Genomic DNA, 15,872 nt, shown 5'->3' with positions numbered 1-15,872 from the left:
CGGGAAAGCCCTGCTGAATGCAAATTAATGTATATTTGCATCGAAAAAACAAAAAAGAGGAATGAAACAAAAAGCATTACTACTCTTCGCGATCTGCGGAGTAATGATATCGATAGCGACCAGCTGTTCCAAAAATAATGATTTCACAGTGACGGGGACCGTCTCCGGTGCCGATGGGCAGATGATGTATCTGGAGAATGTAGGGGTTTCATCTGTTGAAACACTCGACTCTGTCCGGTTGAGTGCCAACGGGAAATTCAAATTCGCCAAACCCCGTCCGGATTCCCCTGAGTTCTACCGGTTGCGTCTGAATAATCAATTGATTCATTTTGCTGTTGACTCGACCGAAACGGTGTCGCTTGTTGCCGATGCCGGGACTTTCGCGATCTCCTATTCCGTTGACGGCTCTGAAAACAGCAAAGCCATCAAACGGGTTACGCTGGCGCAACTCGATGCCAATCAGGCCATGACAAAACTGCGGAAGGAGCATGAAGGCAAACAAATCACCGACGAAGAATATACCAACGGGATAAATGAAATAGCCCAGGCTTACAAAGAAGTCGCACTGGAGTATATCTATTCCGCACCGATGTCGACGGCTGCCTATTTCGCTTTGTTCCAGCAAATCGATGGCATGCTGTTCTTCAATATTTATGATCGGACGGACTCCAAAGCCTTCGGGGCTGTAGCAACCAGCTACGATCATTATTATCCGAATACGGCACGGGCGAAACACCTGCATAACCTGGCGCTTCAATCGTTGAAAGTCACCCGTGCCCAGCGCGAGATCAACCTGGATCATGCCAATGTGCAGATAGTGAACTACCTCGATATTACGCTGCCTGACGTAAAAGGTACAGTCGTTAAACTTTCGGATATCGCCGAAGGCAAAGTCGTTTTGGTGAACTTTACGGCTTACCAGACCGAGTGGTCGCCGGCGTTAAACCTGGAACTGGGCGAGCTCTATACGCAATACCATAGCCGTGGCCTGGAGATCTACCAGGTATCGTTGGATGCCGACCGCCATATGTGGCAGAACGCGGCCGTCAATCTGCCCTGGTATACGGTGATCGACCCCGAATCGGTTTATTCCCAGATCGCCGGTTTATATAATGTACGCCAGCTCCCCGCCCTTTTCCTTTTAGACCGGAAAGGCGACCTCAACAAAAGGGTGGAAGATCTCGAGAAGTTGGAAGCGGATATCAAGGCATTACTTTAAATGACAGAAGAATACATAATATGTTATAAAGCACGCGCATAAAATTTGGTCTTATTGAAAATAAGGTCTATTTTTGCCCGACCTGACATATTAAAGGAAAAGGAGTTCCGGCTAGGAAATAGCCGGGATTCTTTTTTTATTGCTTATGGAGGTAACACATTTATTATTAATAAAATGATAAAGGAGGAATAAGAAATGGCTATTAGTTATATGACAGCAGAAGGCTACAACAACCTCTTGGCTGAAATAAACTATCTGGAAACAGTGAAACGTCCCGAGATATCCGCGCAGATCGCAGAAGCGCGCGACAAAGGGGATTTGTCGGAGAATGCAGAATACGATGCGGCAAAAGAGGCGCAGGGTATTATGGAAGCTAAGTTGGCGCAATTGAAAGAATTGATTGCGAATGCCCGTTTGATCGACGAATCGCGTATTCAGACGGATGAAGTCCAGATATTGAATAAGGTAAAGATTAAAAATACGAAGAACAATATGATCATGACCTATACCTTGGTGGCCGATTCGGAAGCGAATCTGAAAGAAGGGAAGATTGCGATCAGCACCCCGATTGCCAAAGGTTTGCTGGGCAAGAAAGTAGGCGAGGTGGTCGATATCAAAGTCCCGTCCGGGATGATGACTTTTGAGGTGATGGATATTTCTTTGTAAAACGATAATAAAAAAAGATATGGCAACATTATTCAGTCGAATAGTAGCCGGAGAGATCCCTTGTCATAAGATCGCGGAGAATGAAGAGTTCTTCGCGTTCTTGGATATTAACCCGATGGCTCCCGGACATACGTTGGTGATCCCCAAAGAAGAAGTGGATTATATCTTTGATATCGCCGACGACAAATTGGGTCGGATGATGGCCTTCTCCAAAGGCATTGCGGCCGCATTGTCGGCCACGATCCCGAGTCGGAAGATCGCTCTTTCAGTCATCGGACTGGAAGTGCCTCATGCGCATATCCATCTGATCCCGATCAATCGGGAGGCTGATATTCATCCGACGAAGGATAAAACGAAACCCGATCCGGAGGAATTAGCCGGGTTGGCAGCACAAATACGGGAACATTATAAGTAAAAAGAATTGCTCTTTTTTCGGAAACAATCCGTATATTTGTCGCCTATCACGCGTGCCACACCGAGCGATTGAATCGATTCAAGGCTTACAGGCATATCGGATAAAAGATATTCATTAGTGGTTTTTACTCATAAATTTGTTAACCTTAGAAGAAAGGCCCCTCTGAGACAGAGCGGCCTTCTTTTTTGAACACACACAATACTAAAACCATATAATATCACCAAAAACTTATTCTTCTTAAAGGATGGAAGCTGTTCCAATGCCAGCCGTGATGATCGATCACCGGCAATCCGTAATTAATTCCCAATACAATGGTCAACGCCAGTGCAATCAGCCAGAGCACCAATAGTACCCATTTGGCCGAAGGTGCCATCGCTTTCCACTTGAATACTTGTACGCCGATCAGATAACCCAGAGCAACCAACGGAATACCGATCGCCAGGATACTTGCGATAGTTGCGATAATCAACGCACCTTCCGGATACGTACCGATCGTGTTCCAGTCCATAAACGGCATAATTCCACCGAAGGCCGCTCCTACTCCGCCCCCCAACAGACCGATACCCCCACCGATCAGGCCAATGATAATCGCGAAAAGCACAACCACCAGGATAAACAAGACGAGCAATACCGGCGGCAATAAAGCAATAGCAATTAACACGCCTAATACTTTAATGATAAAACCGATCACACTCACAAATCCGTCGCCGAACTTTTGCATAGCCGTACGGGGTTTGCCCGAGTTGATATAGTCGTTCACGTCGGCCGACACTTTCTCGAACCCGTCGGTTACCGTCTTGCCGATATTCTCAATTGTTACGCTTTCACCGCGCATTTGCAGCTTCTCGGCGGCGGTATTTGCCAGGGGAACGATCAGCCAAAGTATAATATAAATAGGAATCGTGATCTGGAAGAAAGTCAACAAGATCCATGCGATACGCACCGCCGTCGGGTCCCAGCCCATATAAGCCGCCAATCCACCGGATACACCTCCCAGGATCCGGTCGTCCGGATTACGGAACAGGCGTCTTTTCGCCGTCGTTTCGATCTTTACCTTATATTCTTCTTTCGCTTCTTCGGTAAACGTCTCCTCGCCGAAGATCTCTTCCGGTTTCCCCATACGTTTAATCACATCTTCCACCTGCTCCAGCGTGATCACCTCATAACCCATACGGATGCGCTCGTTCAACAGTTCGGAAATCCGTATCTCGAAATCGTTCATGATCTCGTCCGAGCCTTCTTCTTTCTTGAAATGAATACGCAGATTCGACAGGTATTTATCTAATAATTCGTATGCATCTTCGTCAATATGGAAAACTGTACCTCCCAGATTAACAGTCAGTGTCTTTTTCATCTTCTTTTCTTTTTAGTTGTTTCTGATGTGATTGATAGTATTGTTCAACTCTTGCCAGGCAAGTTCCAACTCTCCGAGAAATAATTCTCCTTTTTCCGTCAGTTTGTAGTACTTCCGGGGAGGGCCTTGTGTCGACTCCACCCATTGGTAACTGAGCAATTCGCTATTCTTCAACCGGGTCAAAAGAGGATATAAGGTGCCTTCAACAACGATCAATTTGGCTTCCTGCAATTTCTGAATAATATCAGAGGTGTAAGCAGGCTCCTTTTTTAAGAGCAAAAGGATACAATATTCCAATGTTCCTTTCCGCATTTGTGACTTTACATTCTCCGCATTCATTGCTTTTTGTGTTTGATAATGCAAATATATGTATTGCCTATGTACTATGCAATACATACTACTATGGTTTATGTTTTATTAACTATCTTTTCCTTGACGGTCCAATCAAAAGATTTCCCTTTTCCCGAAGAGTGGGGGAGGCCCGATTTGACATTTTGTTACCCTATAGGTAGTATTTCGTCGTACTACCTATAGTACGGCGCCGTACTATATATAGTATGCGCTCGTACTATATATAGAAACACATTTTAACATATCGTTTTGTTACGGTTCCTGGTTTTCTACATATTATATATAGAATACACAAGCACTTACGGGTCTAAACCGGTCGGCTGTGAACCTAAACTGGTCGGCATTGCACAAAATGTCGGGAAATGTGTAAAACAATCGGATTCATCCCCTCCAGTTCCGATACTTTATTTTACCTTTGTGGTGCCGATATAAAAAATTGAGAAATATGACAAACTATCATTATGCCGAATTAGTCCATCGTCAGGCAGAGAAATATGGAACACGTACAGCCCTGAAGTATCGCGACGATGCAAGTGGGAAATGGATAAAGATCTCCTGGCGGGAGTTTTCTGATCTGGTGATGCAAACGGCCAAGGCCATGGCTGCCTTTGGCATCGAGGAGCATCATACGATAGGCATTTATTCCCAGAATATGCCTCAATGTTTGTATACGGACTTCGGCGGATATGCCAACCGTACGATCTCGGTGCCGATGTATGCGACGAACTCGCCGGCGCAGATCGACTATATCATTAACGATGCTGAGATCCGGACCTTATTCGTCGGCGAGCAATTACAGTATAACAATGCGTTTATCGTGCAAAAGGACTCGAAGGTATTGCAACGCATCATTGTGTTCGACCCGAAGGTGAAATTGAACCCGGACGATAAGACGTCTATGTTCTTCGATGACTTCCTGAAACTGGGCGACAATGCGTTGGCCGAATCGACCGTGAAGATCCGTCGCAACGAAGCCAGTCCGGAAGACATGGCCACGATTATCTATACCTCCGGAACGACGGGCGAGCCGAAAGGCGTCATATTGCGCCATTCCAATTTCCTGGAGGTGATGCGCATCCATGATATCCGCCTGCCGATGGTAAGCGACAAAGACACGTCGATGTGTTTCTTGCCATTGACGCATATCTTTGAGAAAGCATGGACCTATTATTGCCTGCACAAAGGGGTGATTGTGGCGATCAACCGCGATCCGAAGATGATCCAACAGACCTTGCCCGAAGTACATCCGACGATGATGTGCAACGTGCCGCGTTTCTGGGAGAAAGTGTTTGTGGGCGTGCAGGAGAAGATTGCCAACTTCCCTCCGCTCTTGCGTAAGATGGCGATGCGTGCCGTACAGGTAGGTCATGCGCATAACCTGGAATACAAGAATAAACTGAAAACACCGCCTCTGGGCCTTCGGATCCAGTTTATGTTCTACAATAAAACCATCTTTTACGTCCTGAAGAAGGTATTGGGTATCGAGCGCGGTATACTCTTCCCGACGGCAGGTGCGCCCCTGGCCGACAATGTGAATGTGTTTCTCAATTCGGTCAATATCCCCATTGTTTATGGGTATGGACTGAGCGAAACCTCGGCGACAGTCTCTTTTTGCCCGACGCAAGGTTTTGTGATCGGCTCGATCGGTGAGGTGATGCCCGATGTCGGTGTGCGGATCGATCCGGCGAACGATGAGATCCTGGTCAAAGGCGCGACCATCACCGAAGGTTACTACAAGAAACCGGAAGAGAACGCGAAATCATTCACCGAAGACGGCTATTTCCGCACAGGCGATGCCGGACGGTTGGAAGGTAATGTATTGTATTTCAAAGAAAGAATAAAAGACCTCTATAAAACATCGAACGGAAAGTATATCGCTCCGCAGGCCATCGAAGGGGTGGTGAGCAGCGACAAATACATCGCCCAGGTGGCGGTGATCGGCGACAAGCGTAAGTTCGTCGGCGCCTTGATCGTGCCCGATTTTGATGCGCTGGAAACGTTTGCCCGTGCGAAAGGCATAACGTTTGACGACCGCGAAGCGTTAGTGAAACGCCCCGAAGTGATCCGCCTGTACGAATCCCGCCTGGAAGAGCACCAGAAAGACCTGGCCTCCTTCGAGAAGATCAAACGCTTCATCCTGCTCACCCGGCCATTCAGCATGGAAACGCGCGAACTGACCGACACCCTGAAGCTTCGTCGACCGGTGATCCTCGAAAAATACGCCGACCGGATCGAAGAGATGTATGCGGAATAGCTTTCGTTTCAGGTAAACGATTATATTTGCAGTCCGTATCCGCAGGTTTTTCGTTTGCTGCGGGTCGCAGGTGTACAAGTAAAGATGTTAAGACAGCAGTTACAACAGAAATTACAGCAAAAGCTTTCGCCACAGCAGATCCAGTTGATCCGCCTGTTGGAACTTCCGGCTATCGAGCTGGAAGAACGGGTAAAACATGAACTGGAAGAAAATCCCGCATTGGAAGAAGGCCGTGAACCTGTCGAAGACTTTGAAGGCGAAGAGGGGGCGAATCCGGAAAATGCCGGCGACACGGTAGAAGACCTCTCACTGGGCGATTACCTGACCGAAGATGATATCCCGGACTACAAACTCCGGGAGATGAGCGACCGGACCGAACGCAAAGAAGATGTGCCTTTCTCGGTCAGCCAATCGCTTCACGAACACCTACTGCAACAGTTGGGACTGCGCGATCTGACGGAAACGGAGAGTAAGATCGCGGAATATATCATCGGCAATATCGACGACGACGGTTATCTGCGCCGCGACCTGAGTGCGATTGCCGACGATCTGGTGTTCCAGGCCGGACAAGACGTGAGCGAAAAAGAGATCGAACAGATACTCTATGTCATCCACGACTTCGAACCGGCAGGAATAGGTGCCCGCGACCTGCAGGAATGCCTGTTGCTCCAGTTGGAACGGAAAGAGAAGACACCCACCGTGACCTACGCCATCCGTGTGCTCGCCGAATACTTCGACGATTTCAGCCGCAAACATTACGATAAGATCCTGCGGGGCCTTTCGCTCGATGAGAGCGCCCTGAAGAAGGCGATCCAGGAAATCACCTCGTTGAATCCGAAACCCGGAAGCAGCTGGGGCGGCTCGCTGGAGAGTGCGATGAACCTGGTGATCCCCGATTTCATCGTGGAAGCCCATAACGGCGAGCTGACCCTGAATATGAACAGCCGGGGCGTTCCCGAGATGCGTATCAACCGGGAATACGCGGAGATGTTTCAGGATTATACCGCCAACAAAGCCAATCAGACCACGGAGATGCGCGACGCCGTGCAGTTTGTTAAGCAAAAGCTCGATTCCGCCCAGTGGTTTATCGATGCCATCCGCCAGCGGCAGGAGACCCTGCAACGCACGATGGAAGTGATTATCCTCTTGCAACACGATTTTTTCCTGACCGGCGACGAGGCTAATCTGCGTCCGATGATTCTCAAAGACGTAGCCGAACGCACCGGATATGATATCTCGACCATCTCCCGCGTGAGCAACAGTAAGTATGTACAGACGAATTTCGGCGTCTATCCCTTGAAATACTTTTTCTCCGAATCGATGCAGACCGATAGCGGCGAAGAGATCTCGACCCGTGAAGTCAAGAAGATCATGAAAGAACATATCGAGGCGGAAGAGAAACGCAAACCCCTGACCGATGAAGAGCTGGCAGGCATCCTGAAACAGAAAGGATACATCATCGCCCGGCGTACCGTAGCGAAATACCGCGAACAAATGAACATTCCGGTTGCTCGTCTGAGAAAAGAAATATAAATTTGCGACCGAATGAAAGTATTCTCCAATATAATATCTATCCTGTTCCACCCGTTGCTTATGGTGACCTACGGGATTTTGTTCGCGTTGACCTTTACCTACCTGGCAATCTATCCGGCCACGGTGAAGATGGCGATCATAGGGGGAACTTTCATCACGACAGCGGTCATCCCCGGATTATTCATCCTTTTATTGATCCAGCAAGGGGCAGCCAGCGATGTCGAACTGACCGACCGCCGGGAACGGGCGATACCTTACCTGATTATTATCACCTCCCTGCTCGTCTGTCTCTATTATTTTTATAAGATGAAAATGCCTTTCTGGCTGTTAGCCATTATTATTGGCAGTTGCATAGCGCTGGTTGCGGCACTTTTCATTAACTTTGCCTGGAAAATCAGTGCGCATACACTGGGAGTCGGAGGACTGCTGGGCGGAGTGATGGGCGTATCCAACATTCATCTGATGAACCCGTTCTGGGGTTTCATCCTGATTATCCTTGTCGGAGGGTTGGTTGCCATGTCGCGGATATATCTGAAACGCCATACCCCGATGCAAACATACGCCGGTTTCGCATTGGGATTTCTCTCCATATTCGGAGCGATATCGATGAGTTATATGTATTTGTTTAATTAATAAAAACACTAAAATTATGAATTTTCCTGCAGATTTAAAGTACACGAAGGACCACGAATGGGTTCGCATCGAAGGTGATCACGCTTTTGTGGGTATTACTGACTACGCACAGAGTGAACTGGGTGAAATCGTATTTGTCGATATCGCTACAGAAGGTGAAACCGTTGCACAGGAAGAAGTCTTCGGAACAATCGAAGCCGTCAAAACCGTATCCGACCTTTTCATGCCCGTTAGCGGTGAGGTTGTGGAAGTAAACGCCGAACTGGAAGACCAACCTGAATTGGTCAACGAAGACGCTTATGGCAAAGGTTGGCTGATCAAAGTGGCTCTTTCCAATCCTTCGGAAGTAGAAGGCCTCTTGTCGGCTGATGAATATCAGAAGCTGATTGCGAAGTAAACAGTTAGAAGATAGAAGTTTCCCTTCTATCTTCTCTCTTTTAAATTCAAACAACATGACCCCAATAGTAAGCATAATCATGGGCAGCACCTCAGACCTGCCCGTTATGGAGAAAGCGGCCAAATTCCTCGATGAGATGGAGGTCCCTTTCGAAATACATGCCCTTTCCGCTCACCGCACGCCGGCTGAAGTGGAGCAATTTGCCAAAGGAGCCAAAGACAGAGGAATAAAAGTGATTATCGCCGCCGCCGGTATGGCCGCCCACCTTTGTGGGGTGATCGCTTCGATGACTACCCTTCCGGTGATTGGCGTTCCGATCAATGCCACCCTGGATGGCATGGATGCCTTATTGGCAATCGTACAGATGCCTCCGGGCATCCCGGTGGCTACCGTAGGCATCAACGGCGCGTTGAACGCAGGCATCCTGGCCGTGCAGATCTTGTCCGTCGGCGACCCTGCCCTGCAAGATAAACTGGCCGGATACAAAGAAGAACTGAAAACAAAGATCGTCAAGGCCAATGCTGAACTGGCCGAGGTGAAATACAAATACAAAACAAACTGAGTGTTAGTTGAAAGTTGAAAGTTGAAAATGAGATCATCCAACTTTCAACTTTCAACTTTCAACTACATTATGGACCTATTCAACTACCACCGTCGTCCCTCTTCCATTGTTCACATAGGCACTACCCCTATGGGGGGAGATCATCCTATACGTATTCAGTCGATGGCCAATGTGTCGACGATGGATACGGAAGCGGCGGTCGAGCAGGCGATCCGGATGATTGAAGCCGGAGCCGAGTATGTCCGTTTCACCGCGCAAGGCGAACGGGAAGCCCACAACCTGGGCGTGATCCGGAAAGCCTTGACCGACGCGGGATACACTACGCCTCTGGTGGCGGATATCCATTTCAATCCCCGAGCCGCCGATGTGGCCGCCCGGGAGGTAGAGAAGGTCCGGATCAACCCGGGCAATTATGTCGATAAGATCAAAACCTTCGACCTGCTTGAATATACCGACGAAGAGTACGCGTTGGAGATACTGAAAATCCGCGAACGCTTTGTGCCTTTCCTCGACTTATGCAAGAAACACCATACGGCTGTCCGGATCGGGGTGAACCACGGTTCCCTTTCCGACCGTATCATGAGCCGTTATGGCGATACGCCCGAAGGCATGGTTGCCTCCTGCATGGAGTTCCTCCGGATCTGTCGGGATGAAGACTTCTCAAACGTGGTGATCTCGATCAAAGCATCCAATACGGTCGTTATGGTACGCACCGTCCGCCTGCTGGTCGATACGATGGGAAAAGAAGAGATGCACTTCCCGTTGCACCTGGGGGTGACCGAAGCGGGCGACGGAGAAGACGGACGCATAAAGAGTGCCGTAGGTATCGGCACGTTATTGGCCGACGGCATTGGGGATACGATCCGTGTCTCCCTGAGTGAAGAACCTGAAGCGGAAATGCCGGTGGCCGGCAAATTGGTCGACTACATACGGGAAAGGGAAGGGCACCTGCCCATCGAAGCGGCCATCGCTCCCGGATACAATCCTTTCGACCCGTCACGTCACCTGACCCGCAAACTGATGAATATGGGGGATGGGCAAATGCCGGTGGTCATCTCCGACCGGACAAACGGCTCCTTCGAAATGGATCATCAGACCCCACCCGATTATCTCTATATCGGCAAGGAAGACCCGGATAATCTGCCCGATCACCTGCATCTGATCGTGGATGCACATTTCTGGAAAGACCGGCCGAACACGTATCCCTACTTTCTCGCTTCGGAGATTGAAGAACTCAAGAATTATCCCTCACCGATCAAGTTCGTACGCCTCTCGTATGCCGATCTCTCCGATCGCATCATCGAGATCTTGAAACAGGATCGGACTACAGTGATCGTATTGAGCACCCACCACCGCAACGGACTCGGTTCGCAACGGGCCGCCCTTCATAAACTGATCACTGCCGACTGCCTCTCACCGGTGATCCTGCAAAGAGATTATCACGAACCCGATATCGAAGCGATGCAGGTAAAAGCCGGAGCTGATTTTGGCGCCCTGCTGTTGGATGGTTTCGGCGACGGGATCCTGTTGCATAACGATGCGGTCCCTACGCCCCTGACCGACAGTTGCATGTTTGGCATCCTGCAGGCGGCAAGAGCCCGGATCAGCAAAACCGAATACATCTCCTGTCCCAGTTGCGGCCGGACATTGTTTAACCTGCAGGCCACCATCGCCCGTGTCAAAGAAGCCACTTCGCATCTGAAAGGGCTGAAGATCGGGATCATGGGCTGTATCGTGAACGGGCCGGGCGAAATGGCGGATGCCGACTACGGCTATGTCGGTGCCGGACGTGGCCGGATCAGCCTGTACAAAGGCAAAACGTGTATCCTCAAAAACATCCCCGAAGAAGACGCTGTAAAACGTTTAGTAGAGTTAATAAAAGAGAACGGCGACTGGCATTCCTAATTATTTATTATCTTCGTCGCTTAGAATAAAGCATTCAGCGTGATACGCCGAATGTGTAGTTAGTAGTTAGTAGTTGGTAGAGAATACTGCATGCGACTACCAACTACTAACTACCAACTACTAACTACAAAATTAAGATGAAAGTCAGGATTGTAAACAAATCGCACCATCCGCTACCCGGGTATGCGACCTCTTTATCGGCAGGAATGGATATCCGTGCGAACCTGTCGGAGCCCATAGTTCTCAAACCGTTAGAACGCAGATTGATTCCCACCGGATTATATATTTCCCTGCCCGAAGGCTACGAAGCGCAGATGCGTCCGCGCAGTGGATTGGCGCTTAAACACGGCATTTCCCTGTTGAATACGCCGGGAACGATCGATGCCGATTACCGCGGCGAGATCGGTGTGATTCTGGTTAATCTCTCCTCCGAACCTTTTACCGTGAACGATGGCGAACGGATCTGCCAGATGGTGATCGCCACCCACAGCCAGGTGCAATGGGAACCGGTCGAAGTACTGGACGAAACCGAAAGGGGAGCCGGTGGTTTCGGACATACGGGGAAGAAATAATTGACAATTAATAGATTTATGCTAAAAAGACTATACTATGCGCTTCTTTGTGTTTGGTTCTGTACAAACTTGGGGTTTGCGGAGAACAAGAACAAAGGGAGTGAGGATGTTTTATCCGTTATCCATTGGCAGGCGGAGCAGCGGAAGTTCGACTATTTCTTCTACGAAGGGTTGAACCTGAAGGCGGCCGGGAAATACGACGCGGCTTTCGATGCGTTCAGCCATTGCCTGGCGATCGACTCGACAGCCTCTGCCGTGCTCTACGAACTTTCCTTTTTCTATATGCAGTTGAATCGCCCCGAGAAAGCGGTGGAGATGCTGAAGCAAGCCGTTGATCATACACCGGATAATTTTACTTACCGCATGACGCTCGCTTCCGTCAGCCGTAACATCGGACTATTCGGCGAGGCCGCGGAGGAATACAAGAAACTCACCGGGCAGTATCCCGAAAAGACCGAGTTGAACTTCTATCTCGGCGAAGCCTTAAGCCAGGCCGGGAATATCGCGGAAGCGATCGACGCCTACGACCAACTGGAAGCGGCAATGGGCATGAATGAGGCGCTCTCGCTTCAGAAGTTTCGTTTGTATATGGATATCCATGAGAAAGAAAAGGCTTTCGCCGAGATCGAGAAGCTGGCCGAGAAGTACCCGACCGTATCCCGTTACCCCCTTCTGCTTGGCGATCTCTACCTGGAAAACAAAGACCTGGACAAAGCCTACGCATGCTATCAGAACGCCTACGCCATAGAACCGACCAACCCGTATTACATCGTCTCCATGTCGAACTACTATGAAGCCAAAGGCGACAAAGCCGCCTCCGAGCAACAGATACGGAATGCCCTGGTGAACGAAGAGCTGGATGTGGACACCAAGGTGGGTATCCTCGCCCGCTACATCGCCCGCCTGCAACAATCCAAGCAAGGCATGGACAATGTGAATGTATTGTTCAACGAACTGATCGGTCAGCATCCCGAAGATGTGGATCTGAAACTGATGTACGGCAGCTTCCTTTCCTCCGCCCAGGATAATTCCGAAGAAGCCCGGTTCCAGTTTCAACTGGTTACCGAGATGGAACCGGACAACCAGGCGGCGTGGCAACAGCTCTTAAACCTCGCCTTGCGCTTGGAAGACCTGCCGGAAGTTATCCGGATCTGCCAAACCTGCATGGAGTTGTTTCCCGATGCTCCCGAGTACTACTTCTATCTCGGGATCGCCTACTACCAGCAAGAGAAGTACCAGGATGCCCTCGATACCTACTCTGCCGGCATCGCGATCATCCCGAATGAGAACGGACGGATGAAATCCGATTTCTACGGCCAGATCGGGGATATCTATTACCAGATCGAACAGATCGACAAAGCCTATGAAGCTTACGACGAAGCACTGAAATACAACAATAAGAACGTTGTTGTCCTGAATAACTACGCCTATTTCCTTTCGTTAGACAAGAAAGACCTGGACAAAGCCGCCCGGATGAGTTCCCAGACCATCGATATGGAGCCCGACAACGCCACCTACCTGGATACTTACGCCTGGATCTTCTTCGTCAGAGGAGATTACAAACTGGCAAAGATCTATATCGAACGGGCAATCGACCGTGACACGACCAACAGTTCCGAATTAGTTGATCATTACGGGGATATCCTCTACATGAACGGGAACAAAGAGAAAGCGCTCGAGCAATGGAAGAAAGCGAAAGAGATGGGGAAAGAGAGTGAAGTGCTCGATCGCAAGATTGCGGAGGGGCAATACATCGAAGAGTAATGGTTAATTATTAATGATTAATGGTTAATTGGAAAGCTGATGAAAAATGTATCCAAATATATCGTTTTCTGTGTGGCGCTCTATACAGCCATGCTCTTTGTCTTGTTCGGTTGTAAGTCTTCCCAGAAAGTAGCCACGGTAGAGGCGGGGGAAGCGAAGGCGCATGCCGAGTTTTTCGACTCGATGCAGGAAAGAGCTTTCCGGTTCGAGACGTTGAGTGCCCGGATGAATGCCGAGATCCTTATTCCCGGGAAGGAGATGAGTTCGCGGGTGGATCTGAAGATGGTGCGCGACAGCGCGTTTATCTTATCGGTACAACCCGCGTTGGGCATAGAGATCTTCCGTTTATTCTTCGATCAGGACAGTGTCAAGATCATCGACCGCATGAGCCGTCGTTACCTGGCGGAAAGCCACGTCAAACTGAAAGGGCAGATGCCCGTCGGGTTCAACTATAACAACCTGCAATCCCTTTTCGTCAATCACCTCTTCTATCCCGGCGAGAACCGGGTGGCTCCCGCACTCTATCACCGCTTCCTGTTGAATCAGGAAGGAAACAGTGCCGAGATACGCGCCAAAGACGCGATGGGTTTATCCTATCTCTTTACGGCCGACGGCGAAGAGAAACTGCTTTCGACCTACGTAACGGACAAAGCGGAAAACTTTGCCCTTCAATGGATCTATTCCGACTTCCGGATAACGGAAGAGCAACCTTTTCCCATGCGGATGGATATCAACCTGTTCGCCGAAAAAGCCTCCAAGGGCGGGCTGCGGTTGAACTTTTCGCGGGTACAAACGAACATTCCGGTGCAAATAGAGGTTACTATACCGGAGAAATACAAACGCGTCACGTTTGCAGAGATAATGAAGATGTTTGGTTCATCGAATGAGTAAAGCGAAAATATACTTATGGGTCATCCTGTTGGTTTCCGGTTCCATTCTGACGGCTTCCGCTCAGAACTCAGCCGCCGTGCGCAAGCTGGAAGAACAACGGAAGAAAGCCTTAGCCGAAATCGAGATGACCGATAAGTTATTGAAAGAAACGACGCAATCCGCCCAAAGCTCCCTGAACCGCCTCAACCTGCTCTCCGGCCAGATCCTCTCCCGGAAGCGAGTAATCGACCTGCTCAACCAGGAAACGCAAGCGATCGATAATCAAATCACCGCTTTGCAACGAGAGATCGCTAACCTGGAGAAAGAACTCAAGACGAAGCAAGACAACTACAGCCGCTCCGCCCAACGGATGCAAAGGCGGCAGACTTCCCAGGACAAACTTCTGTTTATCCTTTCGGCCGAAAATTTCGCCCAGTCGATGCGTCGGATGCGTTACCTGCGCGAGTTTGCCTACTGGCAGAAGCAGCAGGCAAACGATATCCTGAAGAAGCGGGAAGAGATCCGTGTGCGCCAAACCGAACTCAAAGCAACACGCGAAGAAAAGCAAGCCCTGATGCAAGCGCGCGAAGAAGAACGAAAGAAACTGCAAGGCGAAGAGACCAACCAAAAAAAGGAAGTACAGCAACTCAATAAGAAACAGAAAGACCTACAGGCGCAATTACGCAAGAAGCGCCAGCAAGCCAATGCGTTGAACCGGCAAATCGAAAAACTGATCGCCGAAGAGATCGCCAAGGCAGAGGCGGAGGCCAAAGCCGCCCGCGATCGTGCCACGGCAGCCAAGAAACCCGGCGAGAAAGCCGAACCGGCCAAAGACGAACGCACGGCCGATACCAAAGGTGGCTATGCCATGACCCCGGCAGAGAAGAAGCTCTCGCAAGATTTCGCCGGCAACCGCGGACGCCTGCCGCTCCCATTGGAAGGGCGCTACACCATCGTCGGACACTTTGGCGAGCAACAGCATCAGCAGCTCAAATACGTCCGGACCAACAACAGCGGGATCGATATCCAAACGACGCCGGGAACGGATGCCCGCGCGGTATTCAGTGGGGAGGTGACCAGTATCTTCGTCATCCCCGGATTCAACAACTCCGTGATTGTGCGGCATGGAAACTACCTGACCGTCTACAGCAACCTCAGCCAGGTCTACGTCAAGAAAGGCGATAAGGTGACGACCCGCCAGGCGTTGGGCAAGATCTTCTCTGACTCCGAGAACGGCAACGAAACCATCCTCCACTTCCAGCTCTGGAAAGAAAAAACAAAGCTCAATCCGGCACCATGGCTTGATCGGTAAAGGGAATATTCCAATTAGAAAAAAGTTGAAGATGGCCTAAGGCCGCGTAGCGGCTATCTGTATAC

The 15,872-nt window shown here is 49.7% G+C and carries 15 protein-coding genes; 13 read left to right on the top strand and 2 right to left on the bottom strand.

Annotation, left to right across the window (positions count from 1 at the left end):
- Nucleotides 1-61 precede the first annotated feature (61 nt).
- The 3 genes from M2133_RS13375 to M2133_RS13365 all read left to right on the top strand — a co-directional run bounded on the left by M2133_RS13375 (nucleotide 62) and on the right by M2133_RS13365 (nucleotide 2,300).
- Nucleotides 62-1,219 carry a TlpA disulfide reductase family protein gene (locus M2133_RS13375; RefSeq protein ID WP_277466682.1) on the top strand — a complete coding sequence of 386 codons (1,158 nt, stop codon included), beginning with the start codon at nucleotides 62-64 and terminating at the stop codon, nucleotides 1,217-1,219.
- A 195-nt stretch (nucleotides 1,220-1,414) separates the two neighbouring features.
- Nucleotides 1,415-1,885 carry a transcription elongation factor GreA gene (gene greA / locus M2133_RS13370; protein WP_277466681.1) on the top strand — a complete coding sequence of 157 codons (471 nt, stop codon included), beginning with the start codon at nucleotides 1,415-1,417 and terminating at the stop codon, nucleotides 1,883-1,885.
- Nucleotides 1,886-1,904: 19 nt separating this feature from the next.
- On the top strand, nucleotides 1,905-2,300 hold the full coding sequence (locus M2133_RS13365) for an HIT family protein (RefSeq protein WP_277466680.1): 396 nt from the start codon (nucleotides 1,905-1,907) through the stop codon (nucleotides 2,298-2,300).
- A gap of 217 nt (nucleotides 2,301-2,517) precedes the next feature.
- Here the strand turns inward: M2133_RS13365 and M2133_RS13360 are convergent, their stop codons facing one another.
- Nucleotides 2,518-3,654: a PspC domain-containing protein gene (locus M2133_RS13360; protein WP_277466679.1), complete on the bottom strand. Its 1,137-nt coding sequence runs from the start codon at nucleotides 3,652-3,654 to the stop codon at nucleotides 2,518-2,520.
- Between the two features lie 12 nt (nucleotides 3,655-3,666).
- Nucleotides 3,667-3,993 carry a PadR family transcriptional regulator gene (locus tag M2133_RS13355; RefSeq protein WP_277466678.1) on the bottom strand — a complete coding sequence of 109 codons (327 nt, stop codon included), beginning with the start codon at nucleotides 3,991-3,993 and terminating at the stop codon, nucleotides 3,667-3,669.
- Nucleotides 3,994-4,450: 457 nt separating this feature from the next.
- On the opposite strand from M2133_RS13355, the gene M2133_RS13350 reads away from it, so the two are divergent.
- The 10 genes from M2133_RS13350 to M2133_RS13305 all read left to right on the top strand — a co-directional run bounded on the left by M2133_RS13350 (nucleotide 4,451) and on the right by M2133_RS13305 (nucleotide 15,807).
- Nucleotides 4,451-6,259 carry a long-chain fatty acid--CoA ligase gene (locus M2133_RS13350; RefSeq protein ID WP_277466677.1) on the top strand — a complete coding sequence of 603 codons (1,809 nt, stop codon included), beginning with the start codon at nucleotides 4,451-4,453 and terminating at the stop codon, nucleotides 6,257-6,259.
- A gap of 84 nt (nucleotides 6,260-6,343) precedes the next feature.
- Complete coding sequence (gene rpoN / locus M2133_RS13345) at nucleotides 6,344-7,792, top strand: RNA polymerase factor sigma-54 (protein ID WP_277466676.1); 1,449 nt, start codon at nucleotides 6,344-6,346, stop codon at nucleotides 7,790-7,792.
- Between the two features lie 12 nt (nucleotides 7,793-7,804).
- Nucleotides 7,805-8,425 (top strand): hypothetical protein, encoded by a 621-nt coding sequence (locus tag M2133_RS13340; RefSeq protein WP_277466675.1) that lies wholly within the window; start codon nucleotides 7,805-7,807, stop codon nucleotides 8,423-8,425.
- Nucleotides 8,426-8,441: 16 nt separating this feature from the next.
- Nucleotides 8,442-8,822: a glycine cleavage system protein GcvH gene (gene gcvH, locus M2133_RS13335; RefSeq protein WP_277466674.1), complete on the top strand. Its 381-nt coding sequence runs from the start codon at nucleotides 8,442-8,444 to the stop codon at nucleotides 8,820-8,822.
- A 55-nt stretch (nucleotides 8,823-8,877) separates the two neighbouring features.
- Nucleotides 8,878-9,384, top strand: coding sequence for a 5-(carboxyamino)imidazole ribonucleotide mutase (purE, locus tag M2133_RS13330; protein WP_277466673.1), 507 nt, complete (start codon nucleotides 8,878-8,880; stop codon nucleotides 9,382-9,384).
- A gap of 69 nt (nucleotides 9,385-9,453) precedes the next feature.
- The gene (locus tag M2133_RS13325) at nucleotides 9,454-11,289 is read left to right on the top strand and encodes a 4-hydroxy-3-methylbut-2-en-1-yl diphosphate synthase (protein ID WP_277466672.1); all 1,836 of its coding nucleotides are present in this window, start codon (nucleotides 9,454-9,456) and stop codon (nucleotides 11,287-11,289) included.
- 137 nt (nucleotides 11,290-11,426) lie between these two features.
- Nucleotides 11,427-11,861: a dUTP diphosphatase gene (gene dut, locus M2133_RS13320; RefSeq protein WP_277466671.1), complete on the top strand. Its 435-nt coding sequence runs from the start codon at nucleotides 11,427-11,429 to the stop codon at nucleotides 11,859-11,861.
- A gap of 18 nt (nucleotides 11,862-11,879) precedes the next feature.
- Nucleotides 11,880-13,625 (top strand): tetratricopeptide repeat protein, encoded by a 1,746-nt coding sequence (locus M2133_RS13315; protein ID WP_277466670.1) that lies wholly within the window; start codon nucleotides 11,880-11,882, stop codon nucleotides 13,623-13,625.
- A 39-nt stretch (nucleotides 13,626-13,664) separates the two neighbouring features.
- Nucleotides 13,665-14,516 (top strand): DUF4292 domain-containing protein, encoded by an 852-nt coding sequence (locus M2133_RS13310; RefSeq protein ID WP_277466669.1) that lies wholly within the window; start codon nucleotides 13,665-13,667, stop codon nucleotides 14,514-14,516.
- Nucleotides 14,509-15,807 (top strand): peptidoglycan DD-metalloendopeptidase family protein, encoded by a 1,299-nt coding sequence (locus tag M2133_RS13305; RefSeq protein WP_277466668.1) that lies wholly within the window; start codon nucleotides 14,509-14,511, stop codon nucleotides 15,805-15,807. The genes M2133_RS13310 and M2133_RS13305 overlap by 8 nt, the downstream gene beginning before the upstream one ends.
- The last annotated feature ends 65 nt before the right edge of the window (nucleotides 15,808-15,872 follow it).

Origin of the sequence: Parabacteroides sp. PF5-6, assembly GCF_029504695.1 — a bacterium.
Taxonomy (GTDB): Bacteria; Bacteroidota; Bacteroidia; order Bacteroidales; family Tannerellaceae; genus QVMG01.
The sequence above is the reverse complement of the archived record's forward strand: the minus strand, read 5'-3'. Positions and strand labels throughout refer to the sequence as shown.

Bases quoted from the DNA above. Each gene is read 5' to 3' on its own strand.
- M2133_RS13375 (WP_277466682.1), top strand. From the start codon at position 62: ATGAAACAAAAAGCATTACTACTCTTCGCGATCTGCGGAGTAATGATA.
- greA (WP_277466681.1), top strand. From the start codon at position 1,415: ATGGCTATTAGTTATATGACAGCAGAAGGCTACAACAACCTCTTGGCT.
- M2133_RS13365 (WP_277466680.1), top strand. From the start codon at position 1,905: ATGGCAACATTATTCAGTCGAATAGTAGCCGGAGAGATCCCTTGTCAT.
- M2133_RS13360 (WP_277466679.1), bottom strand. From the start codon at position 3,654: ATGAAAAAGACACTGACTGTTAATCTGGGAGGTACAGTTTTCCATATT.
- M2133_RS13355 (WP_277466678.1), bottom strand. From the start codon at position 3,993: ATGAATGCGGAGAATGTAAAGTCACAAATGCGGAAAGGAACATTGGAA.
- M2133_RS13350 (WP_277466677.1), top strand. From the start codon at position 4,451: ATGACAAACTATCATTATGCCGAATTAGTCCATCGTCAGGCAGAGAAA.
- rpoN (WP_277466676.1), top strand. From the start codon at position 6,344: ATGTTAAGACAGCAGTTACAACAGAAATTACAGCAAAAGCTTTCGCCA.
- M2133_RS13340 (WP_277466675.1), top strand. From the start codon at position 7,805: ATGAAAGTATTCTCCAATATAATATCTATCCTGTTCCACCCGTTGCTT.
- gcvH (WP_277466674.1), top strand. From the start codon at position 8,442: ATGAATTTTCCTGCAGATTTAAAGTACACGAAGGACCACGAATGGGTT.
- purE (WP_277466673.1), top strand. From the start codon at position 8,878: ATGACCCCAATAGTAAGCATAATCATGGGCAGCACCTCAGACCTGCCC.
- M2133_RS13325 (WP_277466672.1), top strand. From the start codon at position 9,454: ATGGACCTATTCAACTACCACCGTCGTCCCTCTTCCATTGTTCACATA.
- dut (WP_277466671.1), top strand. From the start codon at position 11,427: ATGAAAGTCAGGATTGTAAACAAATCGCACCATCCGCTACCCGGGTAT.
- M2133_RS13315 (WP_277466670.1), top strand. From the start codon at position 11,880: ATGCTAAAAAGACTATACTATGCGCTTCTTTGTGTTTGGTTCTGTACA.
- M2133_RS13310 (WP_277466669.1), top strand. From the start codon at position 13,665: ATGAAAAATGTATCCAAATATATCGTTTTCTGTGTGGCGCTCTATACA.
- M2133_RS13305 (WP_277466668.1), top strand. From the start codon at position 14,509: ATGAGTAAAGCGAAAATATACTTATGGGTCATCCTGTTGGTTTCCGGT.